At 37.1% G+C, this 20715-nt stretch carries 21 protein-coding genes; 7 read left to right on the forward strand and 14 right to left on the reverse strand.

Translation table 11 applies throughout. The features are described 5' to 3' along the window. Nucleotides 1–32: 32 nt before the first annotated feature. On the reverse strand, nt 33–896 hold the full coding sequence (locus RGT18_RS11905) for a glycerophosphodiester phosphodiesterase family protein (RefSeq protein WP_028078200.1): 864 nt from the start codon (nt 894–896) through the stop codon (nt 33–35). A gap of 6 nt (nt 897–902) precedes the next feature. After that, complete coding sequence (gene yaaA, locus RGT18_RS11910; protein WP_028078199.1) at nt 903–1631, reverse strand: peroxide stress protein YaaA; 729 nt, start codon at nt 1629–1631, stop codon at nt 903–905. Nucleotides 1632–1671: 40 nt separating this feature from the next. Between yaaA and RGT18_RS11915 the strand changes: the two genes are divergently transcribed. Further along, nucleotides 1672–2139, forward strand: coding sequence for an SseB family protein (locus tag RGT18_RS11915; protein ID WP_162141226.1), 468 nt, complete (start codon nt 1672–1674; stop codon nt 2137–2139). 33 nt (nt 2140–2172) lie between these two features. Here RGT18_RS11915 and RGT18_RS11920 read toward each other — a convergent pair whose 3' ends face one another. Then, nucleotides 2173–3015 (reverse strand): alpha/beta hydrolase, encoded by an 843-nt coding sequence (locus RGT18_RS11920; protein WP_338176311.1) that lies wholly within the window; start codon nt 3013–3015, stop codon nt 2173–2175. Between the two features lie 67 nt (nt 3016–3082). Here RGT18_RS11920 and RGT18_RS11925 point away from each other — a divergent pair, with 67 nt between their 5' ends. From RGT18_RS11925 to RGT18_RS13145, 3 genes are all read left to right on the forward strand, one after another. Beyond that, the gene (locus RGT18_RS11925) at nt 3083–4492 is read left to right on the forward strand and encodes an IS3 family transposase (RefSeq protein ID WP_338176313.1); all 1410 of its coding nucleotides are present in this window, start codon (nt 3083–3085) and stop codon (nt 4490–4492) included. Between the two features lie 76 nt (nt 4493–4568). Next, the gene (locus RGT18_RS13140) at nt 4569–5147 is read left to right on the forward strand and encodes a helix-turn-helix domain-containing protein (RefSeq protein ID WP_420917771.1); all 579 of its coding nucleotides are present in this window, start codon (nt 4569–4571) and stop codon (nt 5145–5147) included. Beyond that, nucleotides 5105–5989, forward strand: a complete 885-nt coding sequence (locus tag RGT18_RS13145; protein WP_420917765.1) for an IS3 family transposase — start codon at nt 5105–5107, stop codon at nt 5987–5989. The genes RGT18_RS13140 and RGT18_RS13145 overlap by 43 nt, the downstream gene beginning before the upstream one ends. A gap of 125 nt (nt 5990–6114) precedes the next feature. On the opposite strand, the gene RGT18_RS11935 is transcribed toward RGT18_RS13145, so the two are convergent. From RGT18_RS11935 to RGT18_RS11950, 4 genes are all read right to left on the reverse strand, one after another. Next, nucleotides 6115–7389, reverse strand: coding sequence for an IS110 family RNA-guided transposase (locus tag RGT18_RS11935; RefSeq protein ID WP_338174683.1), 1275 nt, complete (start codon nt 7387–7389; stop codon nt 6115–6117). A 377-nt stretch (nt 7390–7766) separates the two neighbouring features. Continuing rightward, nucleotides 7767–7958 (reverse strand): hypothetical protein, encoded by a 192-nt coding sequence (locus RGT18_RS11940; RefSeq protein ID WP_028078689.1) that lies wholly within the window; start codon nt 7956–7958, stop codon nt 7767–7769. 37 nt (nt 7959–7995) lie between these two features. Then, nucleotides 7996–8865 carry a patatin-like phospholipase family protein gene (locus RGT18_RS11945; protein ID WP_028078690.1) on the reverse strand — a complete coding sequence of 290 codons (870 nt, stop codon included), beginning with the start codon at nt 8863–8865 and terminating at the stop codon, nt 7996–7998. A gap of 128 nt (nt 8866–8993) precedes the next feature. After that, entirely contained in the window at nt 8994–10202 is a 1209-nt protein-coding gene (locus RGT18_RS11950; RefSeq protein WP_028078691.1) for a PucR family transcriptional regulator, read from the reverse strand. A gap of 119 nt (nt 10203–10321) precedes the next feature. Between RGT18_RS11950 and RGT18_RS11955 the strand changes: the two genes are divergently transcribed. The 3 genes from RGT18_RS11955 to budA are packed head-to-tail and all read left to right on the forward strand — an operon-like array spanning nt 10322 to nt 12053. Further along, nucleotides 10322–10882, forward strand: coding sequence for a 2-keto-3-deoxygluconate permease (locus RGT18_RS11955; protein WP_028078692.1), 561 nt, complete (start codon nt 10322–10324; stop codon nt 10880–10882). Nucleotides 10883–10899: 17 nt separating this feature from the next. Then, nucleotides 10900–11319: a 2-keto-3-deoxygluconate permease gene (locus tag RGT18_RS11960; RefSeq protein ID WP_281169065.1), complete on the forward strand. Its 420-nt coding sequence runs from the start codon at nt 10900–10902 to the stop codon at nt 11317–11319. A 23-nt stretch (nt 11320–11342) separates the two neighbouring features. After that, on the forward strand, nt 11343–12053 hold the full coding sequence (gene budA, locus RGT18_RS11965; protein WP_051241049.1) for an acetolactate decarboxylase: 711 nt from the start codon (nt 11343–11345) through the stop codon (nt 12051–12053). 79 nt (nt 12054–12132) lie between these two features. Here the strand turns inward: budA and dusB are convergent, their stop codons facing one another. The 7 genes from dusB to RGT18_RS12000 form a co-directional block, all read right to left on the reverse strand. Next, nucleotides 12133–13119, reverse strand: a complete 987-nt coding sequence (gene dusB / locus RGT18_RS11970) for a tRNA dihydrouridine synthase DusB (RefSeq protein ID WP_028078694.1) — start codon at nt 13117–13119, stop codon at nt 12133–12135. After that, on the reverse strand, nt 13112–13990 hold the full coding sequence (gene hslO / locus RGT18_RS11975; RefSeq protein WP_028078695.1) for an Hsp33 family molecular chaperone HslO: 879 nt from the start codon (nt 13988–13990) through the stop codon (nt 13112–13114). The genes dusB and hslO overlap by 8 nt, the downstream gene beginning before the upstream one ends. Beyond that, nucleotides 13987–15717: a glycoside hydrolase family 2 protein gene (locus RGT18_RS11980; protein ID WP_028078696.1), complete on the reverse strand. Its 1731-nt coding sequence runs from the start codon at nt 15715–15717 to the stop codon at nt 13987–13989. Before RGT18_RS11980 ends, hslO begins: the two co-directional genes overlap by 4 nt. A gap of 22 nt (nt 15718–15739) precedes the next feature. Next, entirely contained in the window at nt 15740–16129 is a 390-nt protein-coding gene (locus RGT18_RS11985) for a hypothetical protein (RefSeq protein WP_028078697.1), read from the reverse strand. 188 nt (nt 16130–16317) lie between these two features. Further along, the gene (locus RGT18_RS11990) at nt 16318–17592 is read right to left on the reverse strand and encodes an IS110 family RNA-guided transposase (protein ID WP_338174683.1); all 1275 of its coding nucleotides are present in this window, start codon (nt 17590–17592) and stop codon (nt 16318–16320) included. Nucleotides 17593–17943: 351 nt separating this feature from the next. Further along, the gene (locus tag RGT18_RS11995) at nt 17944–18993 is read right to left on the reverse strand and encodes a membrane lipoprotein lipid attachment site-containing protein (RefSeq protein WP_051241043.1); all 1050 of its coding nucleotides are present in this window, start codon (nt 18991–18993) and stop codon (nt 17944–17946) included. A gap of 195 nt (nt 18994–19188) precedes the next feature. Then, entirely contained in the window at nt 19189–20649 is a 1461-nt protein-coding gene (locus tag RGT18_RS12000; RefSeq protein WP_028078653.1) for an SLC13 family permease, read from the reverse strand. Nucleotides 20650–20715: the final 66 nt, after the last annotated feature.

The following is a 20715-nucleotide window of genomic DNA, read 5'->3' on the forward strand; positions in this document are numbered from 1 at the left end:
AAACCTCGTTCAAATGAAAAGTTCCTAAACATTTACTGTTCTTCGGAACTTGATTTACTATTTGGTATAAAGTGTTCAAAAACAAAATAATCAAAGTACTTACAGTTGTCCTCTAACTCTTCTTTAGAGCGTATTGTCCAAGCAACCGCGGGATTTTTAAATAAGCAATGGCACAACATGCGTGAAAGGTTATGACGATTATGATGGTTATACGCAATAAAGTTCGGTCGGGTAATGAAATTTGTCAAAAGATACTGCATAATCGTCGTTGCGATACACATTTTTCCTTTTGCTTGTGCGTTAGGACGTTCCGCAAGCTGACCACGAATAATCTCTGGACGATTCTTACGATACCAGTTTACACAAGCAGGATGAAATGACTCTACACAATATAAACCATGATACTTCTGCAATAACAAATCTGCTTTACTAGATAAACCATTTGTATCAGTAGATGAATTGGCCACCTTTAGTTCCACAATCAAAGGTACCTTTCCATCCACTAATTTCAGTACATCTTCAAACAGAGGAACCTTCTCTTCACTTGCTAGTAAGTGGTATCTCTCTAATTCTTCTAGTGTTAGTTCTGTTAGTACTTTATTAACGACTGCACCTTTTTCATCCCGTAATAATCTACCTGTCTTTCCATCGTGAAAGATAACAGGTATGCCATCTTTGGTTAGTTGAACATCTAGTTCGATTCCATAACCATTCTCTACTGCTTTTAAAAAAGCAGCCATTGAATTTTCTGGAATATTACTTTGTGAATCATGTAAACCACGGTGAGCGTAATAGTAATGACGAAATCCTTCCCACTTTTCATCTTTAAGATTCTGGGGATGAATCATCCATAAATAGAGTAAACAAATACTGGCTAAGATAATAATAACAATCATTTTATCTTACTCCTGACCGATAAATACAAAATGAGTAGCATTTGAAAGTTCTTCCGCATAGCGATAGTGTTCACTAAATTTCTTGATGTCTTCCGGATCTGTGATGTGATTCTGTGCCATATACCAAATCATATCTCCACGTGCCATCTTCGCCTTGGTTGCCTTTGTGATTAGCTTTCCATTCTTAAATTCACCAAAGACAATATTGATCATTCGATCACTTTCTTGAAGATACTCTTTGATACAACGTGAATACTCTTCTGATGCAAGATTAATAATCACATCATCATCCAATTCATGATAGAGTGCATCATCCCAATAGTCATATAAGTTACTACCATCTGGAAACACCGATAACATTTCCAAACGATATGGTGTAATACCATCCATTGGCTTTAGTACACCATAGAAACCAGAAAGAATACGGAAGTGCTCTTGCAGATAGTCTAACTCATCCTGGCATAGGGAAGTCGCAGATAAATGTTGAAACGCAAGGCCGCTATAGCTAAATAACGCAGGCGAAAGATTCTTATGTAGGTTCATCGTTTCAATACGTTTGATATTTTCAGCCAAGATCTTATCATTGCAACGATACATATGTTGTAGTTGATCGGCACTCATTCCACGCAGTTTTTCTAGTAAGGCTTCTGTCTTTGAAAGGAAAACTGGTGTTGTTTTTGGAGCTAAGTCTTCATCTTGAATCATCTTTTTTGTTGGAGAGAATATTATTTTCATGTTCCTATTATATAATAAATGCAGAAATGGTGAGGATTACATGCAAAGATTTAATTCATTAACAAATACAACTGTAGATACAAAACTAGAAAGCCTTCTCACACAGCGCAAAGCGCCTCTGAGTGAAGATGGCATGAAAAAGATACTAGAAGAGTTAACACTTTATATGGCTGGTGATCGTCGATTCTATATTGCTTTCTATCCAAAAGAAGACGCAATCACAAGCAATACCATTCAAGCATCTGATATTGACCGCGTCGATTTAATGCAGGCAACTGACGACGAAAAGTATCTTCCTATATTTTCTACATTAGAAGGACTACGAGTGTTTAAACCAACATTGCAGAAAGATGAACACATCTATGTTGTCACAAAACAAGATGTATTAGATTTCTTAAATATGAACGCAAAGGTTGCAGCAGCTGTTTTAAATCCACTTGTGGATGACTTACTACTGTATCGTATGCAACTACAGAATCTCATTCAAGTACAGGCAGAACAATTATAAAATAAGCTCGGGATAAACATCCTGGGCTTTACTTTAATATTTATTTTCTGTATCCATGTATGCATGAAAATTACGGAATATATCTTCTTGGAAAGATTCATCCACTTGGCTGATTTCATCCTGTCTTGCAAAGAAGTTTTGTTGTGCATATTGAAATACTTTCTGTTCAAAACGTATGACTTCTTTGGATACCTGTGCATTTGGAAATCGTGTATCAAACATGTGGAAACAACCCTCATCCTCTTTTAACATGATTGTGACACCTGCCTTATACAGATGTTTCATATAGGTTACGGTTTCTTCATAGAATGGCCCTGGTGTACCTACAACTGTAAAGGTTGGCGGCAGATTTCGAAAATCCTTTAATCGTGCTGGTGCACAGTACACCGGTACATCCTGTAGATTACGTTTATATAACTGCCAATGGAAATACTTTTGTGAAGTAGTCCAAGCTAATGTTTCATTTTTATTTTCACTTGATGGACGATCATCAATCATTGGATATAGAGGCATCTGGAATGCAATCTTTACTTCATTCATATCACGTACATACGCAGATAACGCAGCCACTAAACCACCACCTGCACTTTCACCACCCACAAATAGTTGATGAGGATTGATATGTAACTTGCATGCATGTTTCTTCATCCACTTAAGTGTCAGATAGGCATCTTCTAAAGCTGCAGGATATGGTGCTTCATAACTCTTGCGATAATCCGGCAACACCATGACTACGTTTCCGTTTACCAGGAAACGTTCCGCATATGGATAACATTCTTCCGGCAATGCTGTTCCATATCCACCACCATGAAGCCATAAAAGATCTACTGATTCTTCCCCAGTCAATCGATTTGGATAAACAATACAGATACGCAAAGAAGATCCATCATTTCTGAAGCGAACCCCAAAAGTTGGACAACAACTTAGGAGGTTCATTTTTATTATGAAATTTACATTTGAAGACAAGGTACAAATCTACAAGGAACGAAAACTTGGAACCACATTTTCTAAGCTCCAGTTAAAATGGAAAATGCAAAAATCTAAAATTGAATATATTGTTAGGCTAGTTGATAAACATGGATTGGATATTCTACGTCATAGTTCTCACGATTACTCTGCTGAATTTAAAGAAGCAGCCATCTATAGAGTATTGACTCTTCATAAGTCAATAATGAGCGTATCAATAGACTTAGGGTTGTCTACCGATAGTCTTCTCTTTCGATGGATTAAAGAATATAAAGAAAATGGATATAATGTCGTTGTAAGGAAGCGAGGACGACATGCCAAAGAAGAAAACAATCGAGGAGCTGGAGAAAGAAAACAAGCTCCTACGCGAGCAGAACTTGAGGCTATTAATAGAGAACGAATTCATAAAAAAATTAGATGCCTTAGTTACGGAAAGAGAAAAGAGAGAAAAGAAGAAATAGTTAGGGCGATATCGGAACTAAGGCAAGAACTACATGTACCTGTTGGATATATCATCCAAACGATAAATACCAGTACACAATTGTCTTATCATATCAGCCGTTCTGACTACTATTATTGGAAAGACAAACAAGACAGTGATTTCAAATATGATGATGTAATGAATGACATCATCAATGTTTTCTATACCCATAAGAGAAGATACGGATATCGACGTATTTATCTGGAAATCAGAAAGCTGTATCCAACGATCAATCGTAAGACGATACAAAGGCTTATGCATAAGATGGGTCTATTTGGAAATACACCTAAAGCTAAATACAAATCATACAAAGGCAATATGAATGGTACAGTAGAGAATCACTTACTAGAAAAGGTAGTTGATGAAGAGAATCACATTACCTATTACAAGCGCAACTTCTCTACAAGTACAGTTAACGAGAAATGGACAACAGATGTATCAGAGTTCCACATCACTGCAGGCAAGCTGTATCTATCACCTATTCTCGACATGCATAATAGAGAAATTATATCTTGGAATATATCTAATAATCCAAACTATGAGCAGATTGCCAATATGCTTGATATCGCATTTCATAGATATCCAAATATAGAAGGACTGATATTCCATTCTGATCAAGGATGGCAATATCAAATGAATCAATACCATAAGGCTCTACATGAACACGGGGTCATCCAATCGATGTCTCGCAAAGGAAATTGCCTAGATAATTGTGTAATGGAGAACTTCTTTGGAAAGATGAAGAATGAGATGTTCTACGGACATGAATATGAGTTCCATACATTGGAAGAATTGAAATGTGCCATGGAAGAATACATACACTATTACAACGAAGAAAGAATACAGACAAAATTAAAAGGCCTAACCCCTTGTCAGGCAAGGAATCAAGCCTTATCATGTCGGTAAATTAACGTGTCCAAGAAATTTGTACCGACCCCCAAAAGTTAGACCAAGAATCTAACGAATGGAGGTCGGTATTTTTATGACAAAACATAGTTTTGAATTCAAGAAAAAAATAGTTTTAGAATATTTGAATGGTAAAGGAGGAATTCTATATCTTTCTAAAAAATATGGATTAGGCTCTAAATCCCAGCTACACAAATGGGTGAAAAACTATAAAGCATTTGGAAATGATGGTTTATTGCGCTCACGAGAAAATGAAGTTTATTCTTTCGAAATGAAACTTTCTATTGTAGAGTTGTATTTAACAAGTGAAATCACATATCAAGAGTTAGCTATACAGAATGGCATTAAGAACCCAGCTACGATTGGCAACTGGGTTAATCGCTTTCGTATAGCAGGTCCTGATGCGTTAAAATCACGCCGAAAGGGTCGAAGGAAAGCTATGGATAAGACAGATAGAAAGACTCAAAACAAACTCATGGAAGAAGCTTCTGTTAATACAAGTGTAGAACATATAAAGAAATTAGAAGATGAACTTCTTCGGTTAAGAATAGAGAATGCATTTTTAAAAGAACTGAGGAGGCTGCGTTTAGAGGACGAGGAAAAAATGAGAGAATGGCACTCGTCATCAACAGTCTCCGACAAAAGTTCAAACTAAAAGACCTTCTCTCTTATACCGGAATGCCAAAAGCGACATATATGTATTGGCAAAAGAGATTTGATAGAGAAAATCCTGATAAAAAGCTTGAAGAAAACATACAAGAAATTCGTATAAATAATAAGGATTATGGCTACCGTAGAATCGTTGGAGAACTTCGCAACAATGGATATACCATTAATAAAAAGAAAGTACAGAGAATCATACAAAAGCTTCACTTACAGGTAACGTCTTATACTCGCAAAAGCAGAAAATACAGTTCTTATAGAGGAACAGTTGGAAGAGTTGCGCCTAATAGAATTCACAGACGCTTCAAGACACATATACCGCATCAGAAAATAACAACTGATACAACTGAATTCAAGTATTATGAAGTCGATAAAAAGGGTCATATGACAATACATAAGCTTTATCTAGATCCATTTATGGATATGTGTAGTGGTGAGATACTTAGTTACGAAATTGGTAAGAGACCTTCTGCAGAAAACGTGATGAATGCCTTGGAGAAAGCTATTACAATCACTACAGACTGCCCATATAGAAGAACATTTCATTCTGATCAAGGATGGGCATATCAGATGAACGCTTATACACGTAGATTAAAAGAAGAAAGAATCTTCCAGAGTATGTCTCGAAAAGGAAACTGCCTTGATAACTCAGTTATGGAAAATTTCTTTGGACTGATTAAACAAGAAATATACTATGGAGTCATGTACTATAGTTTCGATGAACTGAAGTTAAAAATAGAAAGATTTATAAATTATTACAATGAGCAACGAATAAAAGAAAAGTTAGGATGGATGAGTCCTGTTCAATACAGACAACATCTTCTAGCTTCATAAAAACTTGATAACTTAAGTCAAGAAGAAATTTCTAATCTTTAGTGATTTCTTCTTTTTCGTTTTGTGCATTATTAAAACAAGAGAAATTATATCTCCCATTTTGCTAGATTAGGTTTATACTGTTGCTAAGAATGATATAGAGTACCATTCTTACATAGGCTATAGATTATGACCAGTAATTTATGAGCACTAGCAGTATAGGCAGCTTTAGACGACAATGGGCATTGGGTCTGCTGTCTTTTCTTTTTGGTGAATTCATATAGTGGATCTTCTTTGCGCAATCGATAATTACATTGTGCACCAAGGTATAAAAGGCATCGCAAATGCTTATTGCCTTTCTTTGATATCTTGAAATGCAGTCCATCAATATCTCCGGATTGTTGTATCTTTGGATTCAAGCCTGCATATGCCACGATAGCCGCTCTGTTATCAAATCGGCTTACATCTCCAAGCTCTGCTATGATACGGGCTGCCAGATTCTCTCCGATTCCAACAATACTAACAACAGATGCAAAATAAGGACATGTTCGTGCTATCTCTATCATTTCCTTCAATAGTGAATCGCATTTTTTCTTCTGTTCCTGCACGTTCTCTATCAAGCTTGGCAATTTGACTACTTCTATATCATCGATATCACATCCTGAATAGCACTCCTTTGCCTTCTCGTAGATCTTATGTACGATTCTTTCTGTATATCCTTTTAAATGACCTGTACGATGCCCAACGGTCTTAACGATGGTATCCTCTCTATGGCCCAATAGTAAGGATGGATGAGGATATCTTTTTAATATCTCCATTGGGAGTGGATCATACAGATTTTGATTCCCTTTAAAGGTCTTATCAATCCTTGGATATATGATATCCAGCATGGATCTCAAACTCACTTTGCGTTTCCGAAGATGAACCAACTCACTTTCATATATACGGCTCAATTGATAGAGTCTTTTGTACTCTTGTGGTTGTGCTTGATATTGTCTTAGTTCCTTCTCACAATAGTACGCTTTTGCGATATGTGCACAGTCTAATGCGTCTGTCTTATTACTATGTAGGGAGGTCTTGCGATAGGTCGCAGATAATAATGGAGAAATGATGTAGTACCTTATCTTGTGGTCTTCAAGATATTTTTGTAGTGGTCGATGATAGACACCTGTAGCCTCAAAGATAACTGGTATATCTTCTCGTTCTGTCTTAGCTTCAAGGTCTTTGATAGTTTGCCCTAATTTCTGGAAACCATCGATCGTAGCTGAAAGCTGCTTTGGTTTTCGCATTGGATGTCCATTCTCTATGAAGGGCTGGTAGTGACAGGAACCCTTTGATACATCCACTGTAATGATTGGTCCTTCCATGATGGAATACTCCTTTCTTTCTGATATGCATAATGTCTTGGTAAACTTCCCCATCCCCACATCCGACTATTTTTCTGGTTTATATACGACATATCTAGCTGTTTCCTGGATTGTCATCTTGATAAAGCAGCCTAAGAATATAGGAGGGAAGCAGAACGCTTTTTATGACGGACTCAATGATATCAATGGTCTAAAAGATGGCACGTTCTCACTTTACCCAGACCAATTCCCATACATGCCTGTACGAGAAAGGCCAGAAACATTCTAGTGTCCCTGACCTCTATATCATATTCTTCTTCTGAAGTTTTTTCTCTGAAATCAGGACTAGATTATTCCTGATTTCATAATAGAAAAAAGAGATGACCAAAGTCATCTCGTAAAAAGTCTAACTTTTAGGGGTCACCTCAATTGGGTTCACTTCAAAATTGGGTTCACTTCATTCTTAGGATCTCTTTTTCTTCCATATGGGTATTTCTACCAAACCACTTCCCATAAAACTTACGTTTTAGATTTCTATCACGTTCCCTAATTGCGGTAATAGAATTGAGTGATGGTTGATTATTCAACACCATGCTTGCGTATTTACGTAAATCACGATGTATCATATCTATTGTTATTTTCATCATTCCCCCGATAGCGTATTTATTTTATCATAAATTGCTATCTCAAATGATGTCTTTCTCCTTGTCTTAAAAACATCTTTAATTCTGCCAGTCTCTTCATCGCTGTTTTACGACCTTCCTCGTAAACTGCACGAATTCGCTTACGGTCATGTTCAATTCTGCCAATGTTTAATTCCGCCTCTGGTTGAATCACAAACACATTATTTTTAGCAACCTCTTCTTTGATATACGCAATCGTATCATTATAAGTTTCATGACGTAACTCTAACGCACGCACCATATTTGGATATTTACGATACTTTGCACGAATAACCTTCATCATTTGCTGTGGTTTTTTTACATAATTCTCTGGTTGTGTTAGGATAATCACATTCTTTTCATATCCTATCTGTTGAAACTTCTTGATTGGGATAGAGTCAGAGATACCACCATCTAAATAAATATGTCCATTGATATGTACTGGACTTGCAAATACTGGCATTGACGCAGAAGCACGCACAAAGTCCAACGATTCATTATTAATATCTTTGGCATCGTAATAATAAGGCTCTCCACTTTCGATGTCAGTTGCGACCAAATAGAACTTCATTGGATTCTGTGAGTAAGTTGTGGCATCCATTGGATCTAACTTTTCAGGCAATGTATGATAGCAGAACTCCGCATTGAAAAAGTCTCCGGTTTTAATCCAAGATTGAACGCTTGCGTATCTTGGATCCTTTGCATATTTCATGTTATAGCGGAATGTACGACCAATCTGCTTACTCTTTAGATTTACACCAAAACACGCACCAGCAGATACACCAATCGCGCCATCAAATGTAATATGATTTTCCATTAGTACATCGATGACACCTGCCGTAAAGATGCCTCGCATCGCACCACCTTCAAGAACTAGTCCTTTTTTCATACTTCATCACCTCAATGCGGTAAGTTTATCATAATTTTTTCTGATATCTTTTTGTTAGACTCAATATTCACAAAAATAACATAATTCTTTGCTTCTATATAAATTACAATAACAAATATTATCTTAATTTACTTTTCGAATATATCACTCGCATGCATATTATCTAGAACAATATCATCTTGATCCATTTTAATTAAACATAGACCCAAGCTAATTAAACGAATTAATTTTTCACTCTCATGGGCGTCATCTATATGAAACATTTCTTTGATTTTTCTTAGACGATAAACAACTGTATTCCGATGTGTAAATAACTCTTGTGCAGTTTCAATAACTGAATGATTTTTTAATTCATAATAATATAGTGTTTCGCAATATACTGTATGATTTTCTTTATCATACTCGTACATTCTTTTATATACATCAGGTACTAAATCAAACCGACTTTTCACCTGATCCAACATCATACGCAAACGATAGCCTTCCGTATAGAATACTTTAGCTGAGAAAGTCTTATTTTGTAATAATGACGTAAACTCTAAAATTTGTTTATATATCTTAGGTAACTCATAGATATCTTTTATAACACTAGAGATAACGACAAATACCTGAAACTCTTTCGCAATATTCTCAAGTATTTCGACTTGTCTTTTTTCATGTACAAACAGCAAAACACTCTTCTGATATAAGAATGGACGTGATTCTGCTAACGCAGCTTCTAGCTTTGCATCTAATAATCGATATGATATTTGTAGATTTGTTCTATTTGATACATCAATTAGCGCAAGGTGCCCCTGATCCATCTGCTCAATCCATGTATTAGATATCTGTAGCTTAAATAAAGCAGGATTCTGATAATCCCCATCTAATAAGTGTGTTAAAATCTCTTCTTCTGTATTCTTCGAAAGAAATTGATTTTCAATCTGTGCTAAATATTGTTTTGCTAGAATCATTTCAATTTTATTCATATCATTATCATTTACTTGTTCTAGCTGACCTTCTGCATCTACACAAAACAAATAACCGATATTTTTATGTTCTGCTCTCAGCGTTGAGATTCTACGTCTCCATGGGCTTTCTTCGATTGTCAAAAATACTGGCTCCTCTAAATTTGGTTGCCAGTTTAAATTACGCACGACTTCATAGGTAATATGTTTGCTCTCTATTGTTGAATCAAAAGGGATATCATGAAAGCCTTCTGATTTATAATAAGAAACTACATGAAATGCATCATCTAATATTAATAATGGGCATTTTAATAATATTGATGATATTTTTATCAGCCCATCTAAGTTAACGCCTGATAAAAACGCATCCACTAATTTTGAAATATCCATCTACCCCTCCGATTATGCTGATAGCACAAAAAGAATACTCACTATTATATGTTCTGAACGGTTCATTATCAAATAAAAAGTTATATATTGATTACGTTGTTTTTTAAAGGAGCATAGTTATGTCAGAAGAAAAAAAGAACGTTAACATCTGGAAAGCCTTACAGAAGGTTCCAGCAGGAACAATGTTTGTTCCATTAATTATTGGTGCAATCATCACCACAATTGGTCAAGGACTCTTCAATGTAGATATCTGGGCTGTATTAGGAAATCCTATGAAGGATATGTTCTCATCCTCTGGTCAGATGTTAATTATTGGCTTGATGTTATTCTTTACAGGTACTGGTGTTAAGGTTTCAGATTTGAAGTCAGCACTTGGTAGAAGTGTTCCACTCATTATTGTTCGTCTTGTAGTCGCATATGCATTATGTGCACTATACTATGTATTATTTGGATTTGAAGGTGTATTTGGTATTCCGTTCCTAGCTGTTGCATGTGCAATCACAAGTGCTAACGCTGCACTATACATGGGTATTATCTCTCCATTCGGTGATGAAGCTGATAAGGCAGGATTTGGTATCATGTTGATTTGTTCAATGCCTCTATTACCAATCTTATTCTTAGGTTTCTATGGAACATCTGGATTTGGTGTCCTCAGGTTATACAGATTATCGCATTATTGATTCCATTCATCTTAGGTATGATTCTCGGTAGTCTTGATGCAGATATTCGTAAAGTATTTGCTGGTGGTAATGCAACAATCTTACCATTCTTAGGATTTGAATTTGGTTCTACAATCAACTTATTCAAAGCACTTGGTATGATTCCACAAGGTATCTTGTTAAGCATTGCATACTTCATTATTGTTATTGGTCCATCTTATTTCGTAGAACGTAACATTCTACATCGTCCAGGATATATCAGTGTTGCTTCTGCATCTCTTGCAGGTGTTGCACTTGCTATCCCTGCAATGGCCGCTTCTAGTAATGCAGCATTTGAACCATTTGTTTCACCAACGATTGCAATCTTAGCATTCGTATTAGCAATTACAAATGTTACAGCACCATTCCTTGTTAAAGCTGAATTACAAAGACATCCAGCTGACAACATGGCGAAATAAAGAAAAGAAAGAAGGAAATTATTATGCAAAAGGTTTTACAGGTTTCTACATTAAACGCATTAATGTTAGGTGATTTTAACGGCACAATGACAGTCAAGGATCTATTAAGTGATTGCGATACAGGTATCGGTACATACGAAGGTCTTGATGGCGAAGCACTCATTGTTGATGGTGTCGCTTATAAAGGAACAGCTGATGGAACAGTTGTTAAGATGGCTGATACAGATAAGTTAGCATTCTCTACAGTTACTAAATTTGATCACTCTGTAAAGGAACAGACAATCACAAATGTTGAAGATATTAAGACATTAAAGGCAAAGCTACAACCTATCGTTGATCAAAACAAGAATATCTTCTACATGTTCTTAGCACACGCTAAGTTCTCCAAGATGCATGTACGTAGCTGCTATAAGTGCGCAAAGCCATATCCTACACTTGCTGAAGCAGCTTGCGAACAAAGAGAATATCACTATGAAAATGAAGAAGGACAGATTATCGCAATCTACTGCCCTGATTATGTAGAAGGTATCAACCTACCAGGCTGGCATTTCCACTTCTTATCAGATGATAAGACACATGGTGGACATATCTTAGGACTAAGCGCTGATGAATTCACATTCAAGATGAACGCTATTCCTGAATTTGATCTAGTTCTTCCAACAGATTCCGACTTTGGTAAGTTAAATCTAACAGAAGATCTATCCGAAAGTACAAACGCTGTTGAAGGAAACTAACCCCCCTTATCTTTCGACATGAATGTTTGACCCTGTATAAAACAGGGCTTTTTATGCATGCATGAAAAAAACTTTACGGCTATTGCTTCTCCATAAAGTTCTTAATTAACTCACGATATTCTTCAATGATTTCCTTCATCTCACGAAGTGAAGAGATAGAAGATAAACGGTTCTTATACTCTGAAGCATGTGGTAATCCTGTAATATACCAACCTGCCATACCACGCATCATGCAGATACCATTTCTTTCACTCTCATATTCACAGAGCTTCTCTGCATAGTGATATGCAAGATTTAACTTTTCATTATAATCAGGCTCTACATATGTACCACCATTCAGATATGCATCTACTTCCTGCAAGAAGAATGGTCTTCCTAAAAGTCCACGACCAATCATAATCGCATCACAACCCGTTTCCTCTAACATACGTTTCGCATCTTCTGGTATACGAATATCACCATTTCCAATGACAGGGATATTTACTGCATCCTTTACTGCTTTGATATATGCATTATTAGAATGGCCTGTATACTGTTGCCCACGTGTACGACCATGTACTGCAACTGCACTAACACCCGCCTTCTCTGCTAACTTTGCGATTTCTACACAATTAATGTGGTCACTATCCCAACCCGCACGCATCTTCACTGTCACAGGACGATCTGTATGTGTTACCACTGCATGCATGACCTCATACGCAAGCTCTGGTTTCTGCATCAAATAGCTTCCAGAATGTGCCTTTACAACCTTCTGTACAGGACATCCCATATTAATATCAATCATATCACAGTTTGTATTCTTGGTTAGATACTCTGCTGCCTCAGCCATTGTAATAGGATCACTACCAAATAACTGTAAAGCAACTGGATGTTCGCCCTCACTGATACGACACATATCCTGAGTCTTTGCGTTTTGATAGTGCAATGCTTTATCACTAATCATTTCACTTACGACTAGACCTGCACCATAATCGTGCATGATTTCACGATAGACAGGATTTGAGATACCCGCTAAAGGTGCTGCGACAATTTGATTCTTTAATTCTATATTTCCAATCTTAAACACGCTGCTTTAACTCCAATACTTCTTTTAATTCTTCTGGTGTAAATCGGTACTCCTTATTACAGTATTGGCAATGAATATCCGCACCCTTACCATCTTTAATCATTTCCTGTAAATCATGATCAGAAAGTGTCGCAAGTGCATCCTTATAATGCTCATGTGAACAACCACAGTACCAACGAACATCCTTATGTTCTAAGATATTCGCATCTTCGAAATACATATGAATAATGTCCTCAATAGACATTCCTTCACTGATCAATGTGGATACAGGTCTCATCTTTGCGGCAACCGCTTCGCATGCGCTGATGACTTCCTCTGTTGCGTTTGGAAGTAACTGTAAGATAAATCCACCTGCAGCCAAAATACTACCATCAGGATTTACAAGAACACCTACATTTACAACAGAAGGTGTCTGTTCAGAGACTGCATAGTAATACGCAAAATCATCGCCAACTTCACCTGTCTGAATATTCACCATACCAGAGAAAGGATCTTTTAGACCCATATCTCGCGTCACTGTTAATGTGCCGTTTGTACCAATTGCTTTACCTACATCCAAATGTCCATCCTCACGCACAAGATAGATTGAAGGATCTCCAATAAAGCCCTTCACATTTCCACTACCATCCGCTTGCGCAAGAACAGTGCCTGCTGGCCCATGTCCATTAAAGATACAGGTAACTTTTTCATAGACATTCTTTAAATCACTACCCATGATAGCTGTAACTGTTAAGGTTCTACCTAAAGCAGCCGCAGAAGTAGCCATACAGTGATGTAGCTTTCTAGCTTCTTCTACGATATCTGTTGTATCAACTGCGTGAATTCTAACACTACCACCCAGCGCTTCTGCGATTACAATTTGCTTTCTCATTTCTTTAATCTCCTCATGCATCGTTGATTTAGATTGCGAATTCTCTTTTCATCCAACTTCACAATTTCTCTATCCGCTGTCATAATACCATTGCACTCATCTTCTACATCCGTTAACTGTGTAAATACACAAGCAGTTAACCCCTTTGGAATATTACGAATAATACTATCTTCATATAACTTTCGAATCGCCGTGTTTAACTTTAACTTATCTGTGATTTTTTTGTAACCATAAAGCTTTTGTGCAAGACTATGTCCTAGAATTAAATAAGAATAGCCTCCAAACTCAGATAAGATTGCCATTCTCTTTTCATGATTCTGTGGATTTGTATAGGTATGGAAATACACATGACGACTGTAGAAATCCCCAGCCCCTTGATCATGCCAACCACTAGCACTATCCACAAAACGTGTCAAATCCATCAATTGAATATGCTTGGTTACCTTAGCACTATCAAACTGTCCCCAACCTTCATTGAAAGGAACCCATGCAAAGATAGATACAACATTATATAAATTATGAATCATCGCGTTTAACTCATCATAGTATGCTTTCTTACTCCAGTCATCACATCTACCGAGATGTTTTTGTTTCTGGTCATTCATACGCGTGATATTTAAGTGTGGCAAGTATAAAGTTGTTAGTTTACTTGGTTGGCCACCATTAGGCATATCCTGCATGACAAGCATACCTAAACGATCCGCATGATAATACCAACGACGGGATTCCACTTTGACATGCTTGCGTATCATGTTAAAGCCTAATTCTTTTACCTTTTGAATATCGTAAATCATCATCTCATCATCAGGATAAGTTAAATTTCCCTCTGGTGTATAACCTTGATCCAATACACCACTTAAGAATACTGGTTTATGATTTAAGCAAAAACGAGGATAACCTTTTCCATCCTTCTCACAAGTAAAACAACGCATTCCAAAATAACTCTTAACAATGTCATCCTCTGTTTCAATATACAAGTCATATAAAAAAGGATCTTTCAGTGTCCATGGATGCATATCTTCAATAAAGATCTCATTACGCATCTCAGCAGTCATCTCATGATAGATCATCTTCCCTGCTGCACTGATGGTAATTGTCGCATGATTAAAGTCACCTTCCATCTCTAGATAAACAGTCTGTCTATCATAATTCGGTGTAATCTTTAATGCATGGACTCCATGTAGAGGTATATCTTCTAGCCATACCGTCTGCCAGATACCTGATATTGGTGTATACCACATGCCACCATGTTGGATTTTCTGTTTTCCGTATGCATACTCACCTGTGTCACTTGGATCAGTGCACTTTACAAGTAATGCATTCTGATACTTGATATAACTAGATACATCAAAACCAAACGGCTCATAACCACCAATGTGTCTGCCAACTTCAATACCGTTTAGATAAACAATACATTGTTGATCAACTGCTTCAAAGTTTAAATACGTATGATATTCTCCCGGTTTATAAGAGAACTGTTTCTTATACCATAATACTTTCCCAGGCAATAAAATCTCATCACTACCAGAAAGCTGTGAACCCAAAGGAAAAGGAACGTTGATTGGCTTCCAGTTATTTCCCTGCGGTATTTGATTCGTATCTGTAATTTGATATTCCCAACGGCCGTTTAAGTTCGTATAACTGCCACGCTGTAACTGCATACGAGGATATTCCTGCAAAGGGCTTTTTAGATTTACATTCTTGCCCCAACGACTCATCACTTTCATGCCAACCCCCTTTTTCTCGCTATTATTTCTTTGTTCGATAACCGATAAACGCAGTTACTATAGCTGCTAAACCATGCACCTTTAGAATATATGCCAAGATTGTTTCAAACATCTTCATTGGCTCTGTATATTGTGCAACACTATTCGCGACGGTCCATCCATAGATTAGTGATAGCACAAGGGAAACTGTAATCATCCCTAAGGATATCGCTGTTGTAGGAATTTTATAATTTCTTAAAACAGACCATAACTGCGGTAATGTCACTAGCAGAACTAAGCCTATCATTCCATTCACAGATAATATTTTGAAGTTACATAGAATCATCAAAAATGATGTCACTACCATCATCAAGATTCCAGACACAAGTGTAATTAATACTTTTAAAATAATACTTTTACATAGTTCTTCCATATTTTCTCCTGCAACTCATTATAGCATAGTCACCACCATCCCTCACTTTCCATCTATGCATAAAAACTTGATAACTTAAGTCAAGAAGAAATTTCTAATCTTTAGTGATTTCTTCTTTTTCGTTTTGTGCATTATTAAAACAAGAGAAATTATATCTCCCATTTTGCTAGATTAGGTTTATACTGTTGCTAAGAATGATATAGAGTACCATTCTTACATAGGCTATAGATTATGACCAGTAATTTATGAGCACTAGCAGTATAGGCAGCTTTAGACGACAATGGGCATTGGGTCTGCTGTCTTTTCTTTTTGGTGAATTCATATAGTGGATCTTCTTTGCGCAATCGATAATTACATTGTGCACCAAGGTATAAAAGGCATCGCAAATGCTTATTGCCTTTCTTTGATATCTTGAAATGCAGTCCATCAATATCTCCGGATTGTTGTATCTTTGGATTCAAGCCTGCATATGCCACGATAGCCGCTCTGTTATCAAATCGGCTTACATCTCCAAGCTCTGCTATGATACGGGCTGCCAGATTCTCTCCGATTCCAACAATACTAACAACAGATGCAAAATAAGGACATGTTCGTGCTATCTCTATCATTTCCTTCAATAGTGAATCGCATTTTTTCTTCTGTTCCTGCACGTTCTCTATCAAGCTTGGCAATTTGACTACTTCTATATCATCGATATCACATCCTGAATAGCACTCCTTTGCCTTCTCGTAGATCTTATGTACGATTCTTTCTGTATATCCTTTTAAATGACCTGTACGATGCCCAACGGTCTTAACGATGGTATCCTCTCTATGGCCCAATAGTAAGGATGGATGAGGATATCTTTTTAATATCTCCATTGGGAGTGGATCATACAGATTTTGATTCCCTTTAAAGGTCTTATCAATCCTTGGATATATGATATCCAGCATGGATCTCAAACTCACTTTGCGTTTCCGAAGATGAACCAACTCACTTTCATATATACGGCTCAATTGATAGAGTCTTTTGTACTCTTGTGGTTGTGCTTGATATTGTCTTAGTTCCTTCTCACAATAGTACGCTTTTGCGATATGTGCACAGTCTAATGCGTCTGTCTTATTACTATGTAGGGAGGTCTTGCGATAGGTCGCAGATAATAATGGAGAAATGATGTAGTACCTTATCTTGTGGTCTTCAAGATATTTTTGTAGTGGTCGATGATAGACACCTGTAGCCTCAAAGATAACTGGTATATCTTCTCGTTCTGTCTTAGCTTCAAGGTCTTTGATAGTTTGCCCTAATTTCTGGAAACCATCGATCGTAGCTGAAAGCTGCTTTGGTTTTCGCATTGGATGTCCATTCTCTATGAAGGGCTGGTAGTGACAGGAACCCTTTGATACATCCACTGTAATGATTGGTCCTTCCATGATGGAATACTCCTTTCTTTCTGATATGCATAATGTCTTGGTAAACTTCCCCATCCCCACATCCGACTATTTTTCTGGCTTATATACGACATATCTAACTGTTTCCTGGATTGTCATCTTGATAAAGCAGCCTAAGAATATAGGAGGGAAGCAGAACGCTTTTTATGACGGACTCAATGATATCAATGGTCTAAAAGATGGCACGTTCTCACTTTACCCAGACCAATTCCCATACATGCCTGTACGAGAAAGGCCAGAAACATTCTAGTGTCCCTGACCTCTATATCATATTCTTCTTCTGAAGTTTTTTCTCTGAAATCAGGACTAGATTATTCCTGATTTCATAATAGAAAAAGAATATCTTCAGCTTCCTAAAGATATTCTTATACTTCTAAAAGATTTGAATTAGTTAAGCTTTGTAGCAGCTTCAATAGCTGTAGTTGTAACCTTCTGTAGAGAATTAACACCAATTGTGCATCCTGTCATAAGGTCCTTATCAGCTGTCACAGTCTTACCACCTTCATTAGTAGTAACTTTCATATCAGCGATTTCCTTACCAGTCTTGCCAACTGTCCAGTCATCATAAGCCTGATTCTGTTCGAACCATTCCTTGCCGATAGAAGAAACCTTCTTCATGCCATATTCATCTTTCTTTTCACCCTTTGTAGCGATAGCAACTGCTTCTCCATCTACAACACCAGCTGTTGTGAATTTCACAGCGTTTTGTGCTTCATCAGTCTGTGTGAATACAGCCTTACCATCCTTATCTAAAGCAACTACACCATATGTAGAGCTAGCCTTTGCTTCACCACTCTTTTCAGCACTTGCATCCTTACCAGAAACTTGAGTCAAGATTGCAGAACCTACAGATGCTACATCTTTCACTTCAACAGCGTTCTTAGCAGCCTTATCTAAAGCCTGTTGGAAAGCAGTAACCCCGATTGTGCATCCTGTCATAAGATCCTTATCAGCCGAAACTGTGTGCTTTTCATCCTTCTGTGTTGTAGGCATATTTAATACTTCTTCAACTGTCTTACCAACAGCCCACTTCTCTAAAGCCTCAACCTGTTCATACCATTCCTTCTTAATGGAAGACTTGTCCTTCATTCCATACTTATCACCTAATGCCTTCTTAGATGTAGAAGCTGTATTGTCAGAAGTAACGTGACCAGTCGCATCATAAGTAACCTTATCCTGTGCTACATCAAAGTATACATACTTGATTACATTACCCTCTAATACAACTGATGCAAATGTTGTATCGAACTGTGCTGCTGTATCAGAACCTTCCTTCGTCTTGTTTGATACATTAGTAACAGAACCTGTACCAACCATTACAGTAGCAGCTGTTTCTTCCTTAGTAGAAGCTGTATTTGTGGAAGACTTCTTGGATCCTCCAGCTGTGCAACCTGCCAGCATTGCAACAGCGCATAAAGTTGTTAGAATCTTTTTCATTTTCAAATTTCCCTCCATCTAACTTAAGTCTGCTTGTTGATAATAACTATCAGTATCCGGTTAGTCAACACAAAGATGATAATCCTTTCACAAAAATACAAAATTGTATGGTATCTATATCTATTCAAGTAATTCGATAAGAAAACCGGTAGATTCTTCTACCGGCATGCATGTAAAATACTATCATTTATCAACTTATAGTAGCGCTGCTGCAATTGGATAACCAACAAGCGTAGTTATTATTACCGCCACAACCATAATGATGAATCCATATGCCATCATCTGCTTTGTATTTGTCCAACCGCTCGACACCGCAATTGCCACACAAGGCATCGCTGGAGGTGTCGCAAAAGCAAATGCAGACATCATTCCAATGTTTACAATTAGAGCCGCTACATTCACCGCTGTGATATTTGCTGTTACCGCAAGAGCAGCGGCAGACACAACTGTAGCAGTTACCATATTACTAGATAAATTTGTTTGAAACGCAGCCCAAAGAATAAAAATTAATACCATGATCATCACAGGTAAATGAGATGTAATCGGCGATAATCCTCCAGATATCCATGCAGTAATACCAATATCACTATTGGTGATTGCTGCACCAAGAGCAGTTGTACCAGCACACATAATTAACGATGGCCAAGATACACCCTTACTCATTGCTTCACCAAAGTTCAACAAGGGCTTTCCTTCATCTGTCAAAATAGATAATAGAACAATACCAACTAATGGTGGAAATGCTGTGCCTAACTTATCTAAATATTTTAAACCAACGAAGATAGGTCCATCTTTAATGATATGCATGCATAAGTTTGGTAATACCCACATACATACAACAAGAATAAATACCGCAAGCACAAAATTTTCGGCTCTTGTTGGTTTCTCTTGATCTACATAAATCTTCTTTTTCTCGTAATTCACAAACGAAGAAGTATCTGGATTTATCATATAACGGAATACTAGTAGTGTTATGAATGCCGTTAAGATACCCACAGGAATCGCTGCTAGCATATAACTGCCGTAATGGATGACACTTCCATATAATTCAGTATATGCATTCATGGCAATCACAGGAAATACATGCGCAATCGGTGTCATGCCAGATGAAATACCACACATAATCACAGTTCCCATCATTAACACAGACGCAAACTTATCTCCCTTTTTTAGTTTTAGTAATACATAGATTTCTTCTAAGATTGGAAGATACACAAAGAATAGCACTGTAGGTGAAATGAAACTACCTATCACAAGAATACTTGCAAAGTACAATGCAATAAACATCCACGGGCCCTTCATCGCAAGATTTGAATTAATAAATAATAACGCAATTCTTTTGATATATGACGTCTTCGAGAGTGCGTATGTTACCACAAAGGTAAACATCAAGAATACAACGATTGTCCCACCATACGCACCAGATAATATTGTACCAATCTTTAATTCAGGTACAAATGCAAGCGCACCAATTAATAGAATTGATGGCCAATCAATCGCAATCGTTAACCACAATAATAAAGTACCTGCAAAGATTCCCAATACCTGCATACCAGACGCAGATAAACCAGGTAATGCAGGCAGAAACCTCATACCAAACATCAATAACATAGATATGACGATAATTATGTTTCTTTTTCTATTACTCTTATTCATCGAGTTAAATTCTCCCCTGTAAATCACTACACCAACTAGTATAACGCAAATTACGGGTTTTGCTTC

It is taken from the genome of Solobacterium moorei (assembly GCF_036323475.1).
GTDB classification, from domain to species: Bacteria; Bacillota_I; Bacilli_A; order Erysipelotrichales; family Erysipelotrichaceae; genus Bulleidia; species Bulleidia moorei.

What these genes read in the sequence shown, in the direction of transcription:
- RGT18_RS11955 (WP_028078692.1), top strand. Translation starts at nt 10,322, where the DNA reads ATGTCAGAAGAAAAAAAGAACGTTAACATCTGGAAAGCCTTACAGAAG.
- RGT18_RS12000 (WP_028078653.1), bottom strand. Translation starts at nt 20,649, where the DNA reads ATGAATAAGAGTAATAGAAAAAGAAACATAATTATCGTCATATCTATG.
- RGT18_RS11960 (WP_281169065.1), top strand. Translation starts at nt 10,900, where the DNA reads ATGATTCTCGGTAGTCTTGATGCAGATATTCGTAAAGTATTTGCTGGT.
- RGT18_RS13145 (WP_420917765.1), top strand. Translation starts at nt 5,105, where the DNA reads ATGGCACTCGTCATCAACAGTCTCCGACAAAAGTTCAAACTAAAAGAC.
- RGT18_RS11995 (WP_051241043.1), bottom strand. Translation starts at nt 18,993, where the DNA reads ATGAAAAAGATTCTAACAACTTTATGCGCTGTTGCAATGCTGGCAGGT.
- RGT18_RS11905 (WP_028078200.1), bottom strand. Translation starts at nt 896, where the DNA reads ATGATTGTTATTATTATCTTAGCCAGTATTTGTTTACTCTATTTATGG.
- RGT18_RS11945 (WP_028078690.1), bottom strand. Translation starts at nt 8,865, where the DNA reads ATGAAAAAAGGACTAGTTCTTGAAGGTGGTGCGATGCGAGGCATCTTT.
- RGT18_RS11925 (WP_338176313.1), top strand. Translation starts at nt 3,083, where the DNA reads ATGAAATTTACATTTGAAGACAAGGTACAAATCTACAAGGAACGAAAA.
- RGT18_RS11950 (WP_028078691.1), bottom strand. Translation starts at nt 10,202, where the DNA reads ATGGATATTTCAAAATTAGTGGATGCGTTTTTATCAGGCGTTAACTTA.
- hslO (WP_028078695.1), bottom strand. Translation starts at nt 13,990, where the DNA reads ATGAGAAAGCAAATTGTAATCGCAGAAGCGCTGGGTGGTAGTGTTAGA.
- yaaA (WP_028078199.1), bottom strand. Translation starts at nt 1,631, where the DNA reads ATGAAAATAATATTCTCTCCAACAAAAAAGATGATTCAAGATGAAGAC.
- RGT18_RS11915 (WP_162141226.1), top strand. Translation starts at nt 1,672, where the DNA reads ATGCAAAGATTTAATTCATTAACAAATACAACTGTAGATACAAAACTA.
- RGT18_RS11985 (WP_028078697.1), bottom strand. Translation starts at nt 16,129, where the DNA reads ATGGAAGAACTATGTAAAAGTATTATTTTAAAAGTATTAATTACACTT.
- RGT18_RS11935 (WP_338174683.1), bottom strand. Translation starts at nt 7,389, where the DNA reads ATGGGGAAGTTTACCAAGACATTATGCATATCAGAAAGAAAGGAGTAT.
- RGT18_RS11990 (WP_338174683.1), bottom strand. Translation starts at nt 17,592, where the DNA reads ATGGGGAAGTTTACCAAGACATTATGCATATCAGAAAGAAAGGAGTAT.
- RGT18_RS11940 (WP_028078689.1), bottom strand. Translation starts at nt 7,958, where the DNA reads ATGAAAATAACAATAGATATGATACATCGTGATTTACGTAAATACGCA.
- RGT18_RS11980 (WP_028078696.1), bottom strand. Translation starts at nt 15,717, where the DNA reads ATGAAAGTGATGAGTCGTTGGGGCAAGAATGTAAATCTAAAAAGCCCT.
- budA (WP_051241049.1), top strand. Translation starts at nt 11,343, where the DNA reads ATGCAAAAGGTTTTACAGGTTTCTACATTAAACGCATTAATGTTAGGT.
- RGT18_RS13140 (WP_420917771.1), top strand. Translation starts at nt 4,569, where the DNA reads ATGACAAAACATAGTTTTGAATTCAAGAAAAAAATAGTTTTAGAATAT.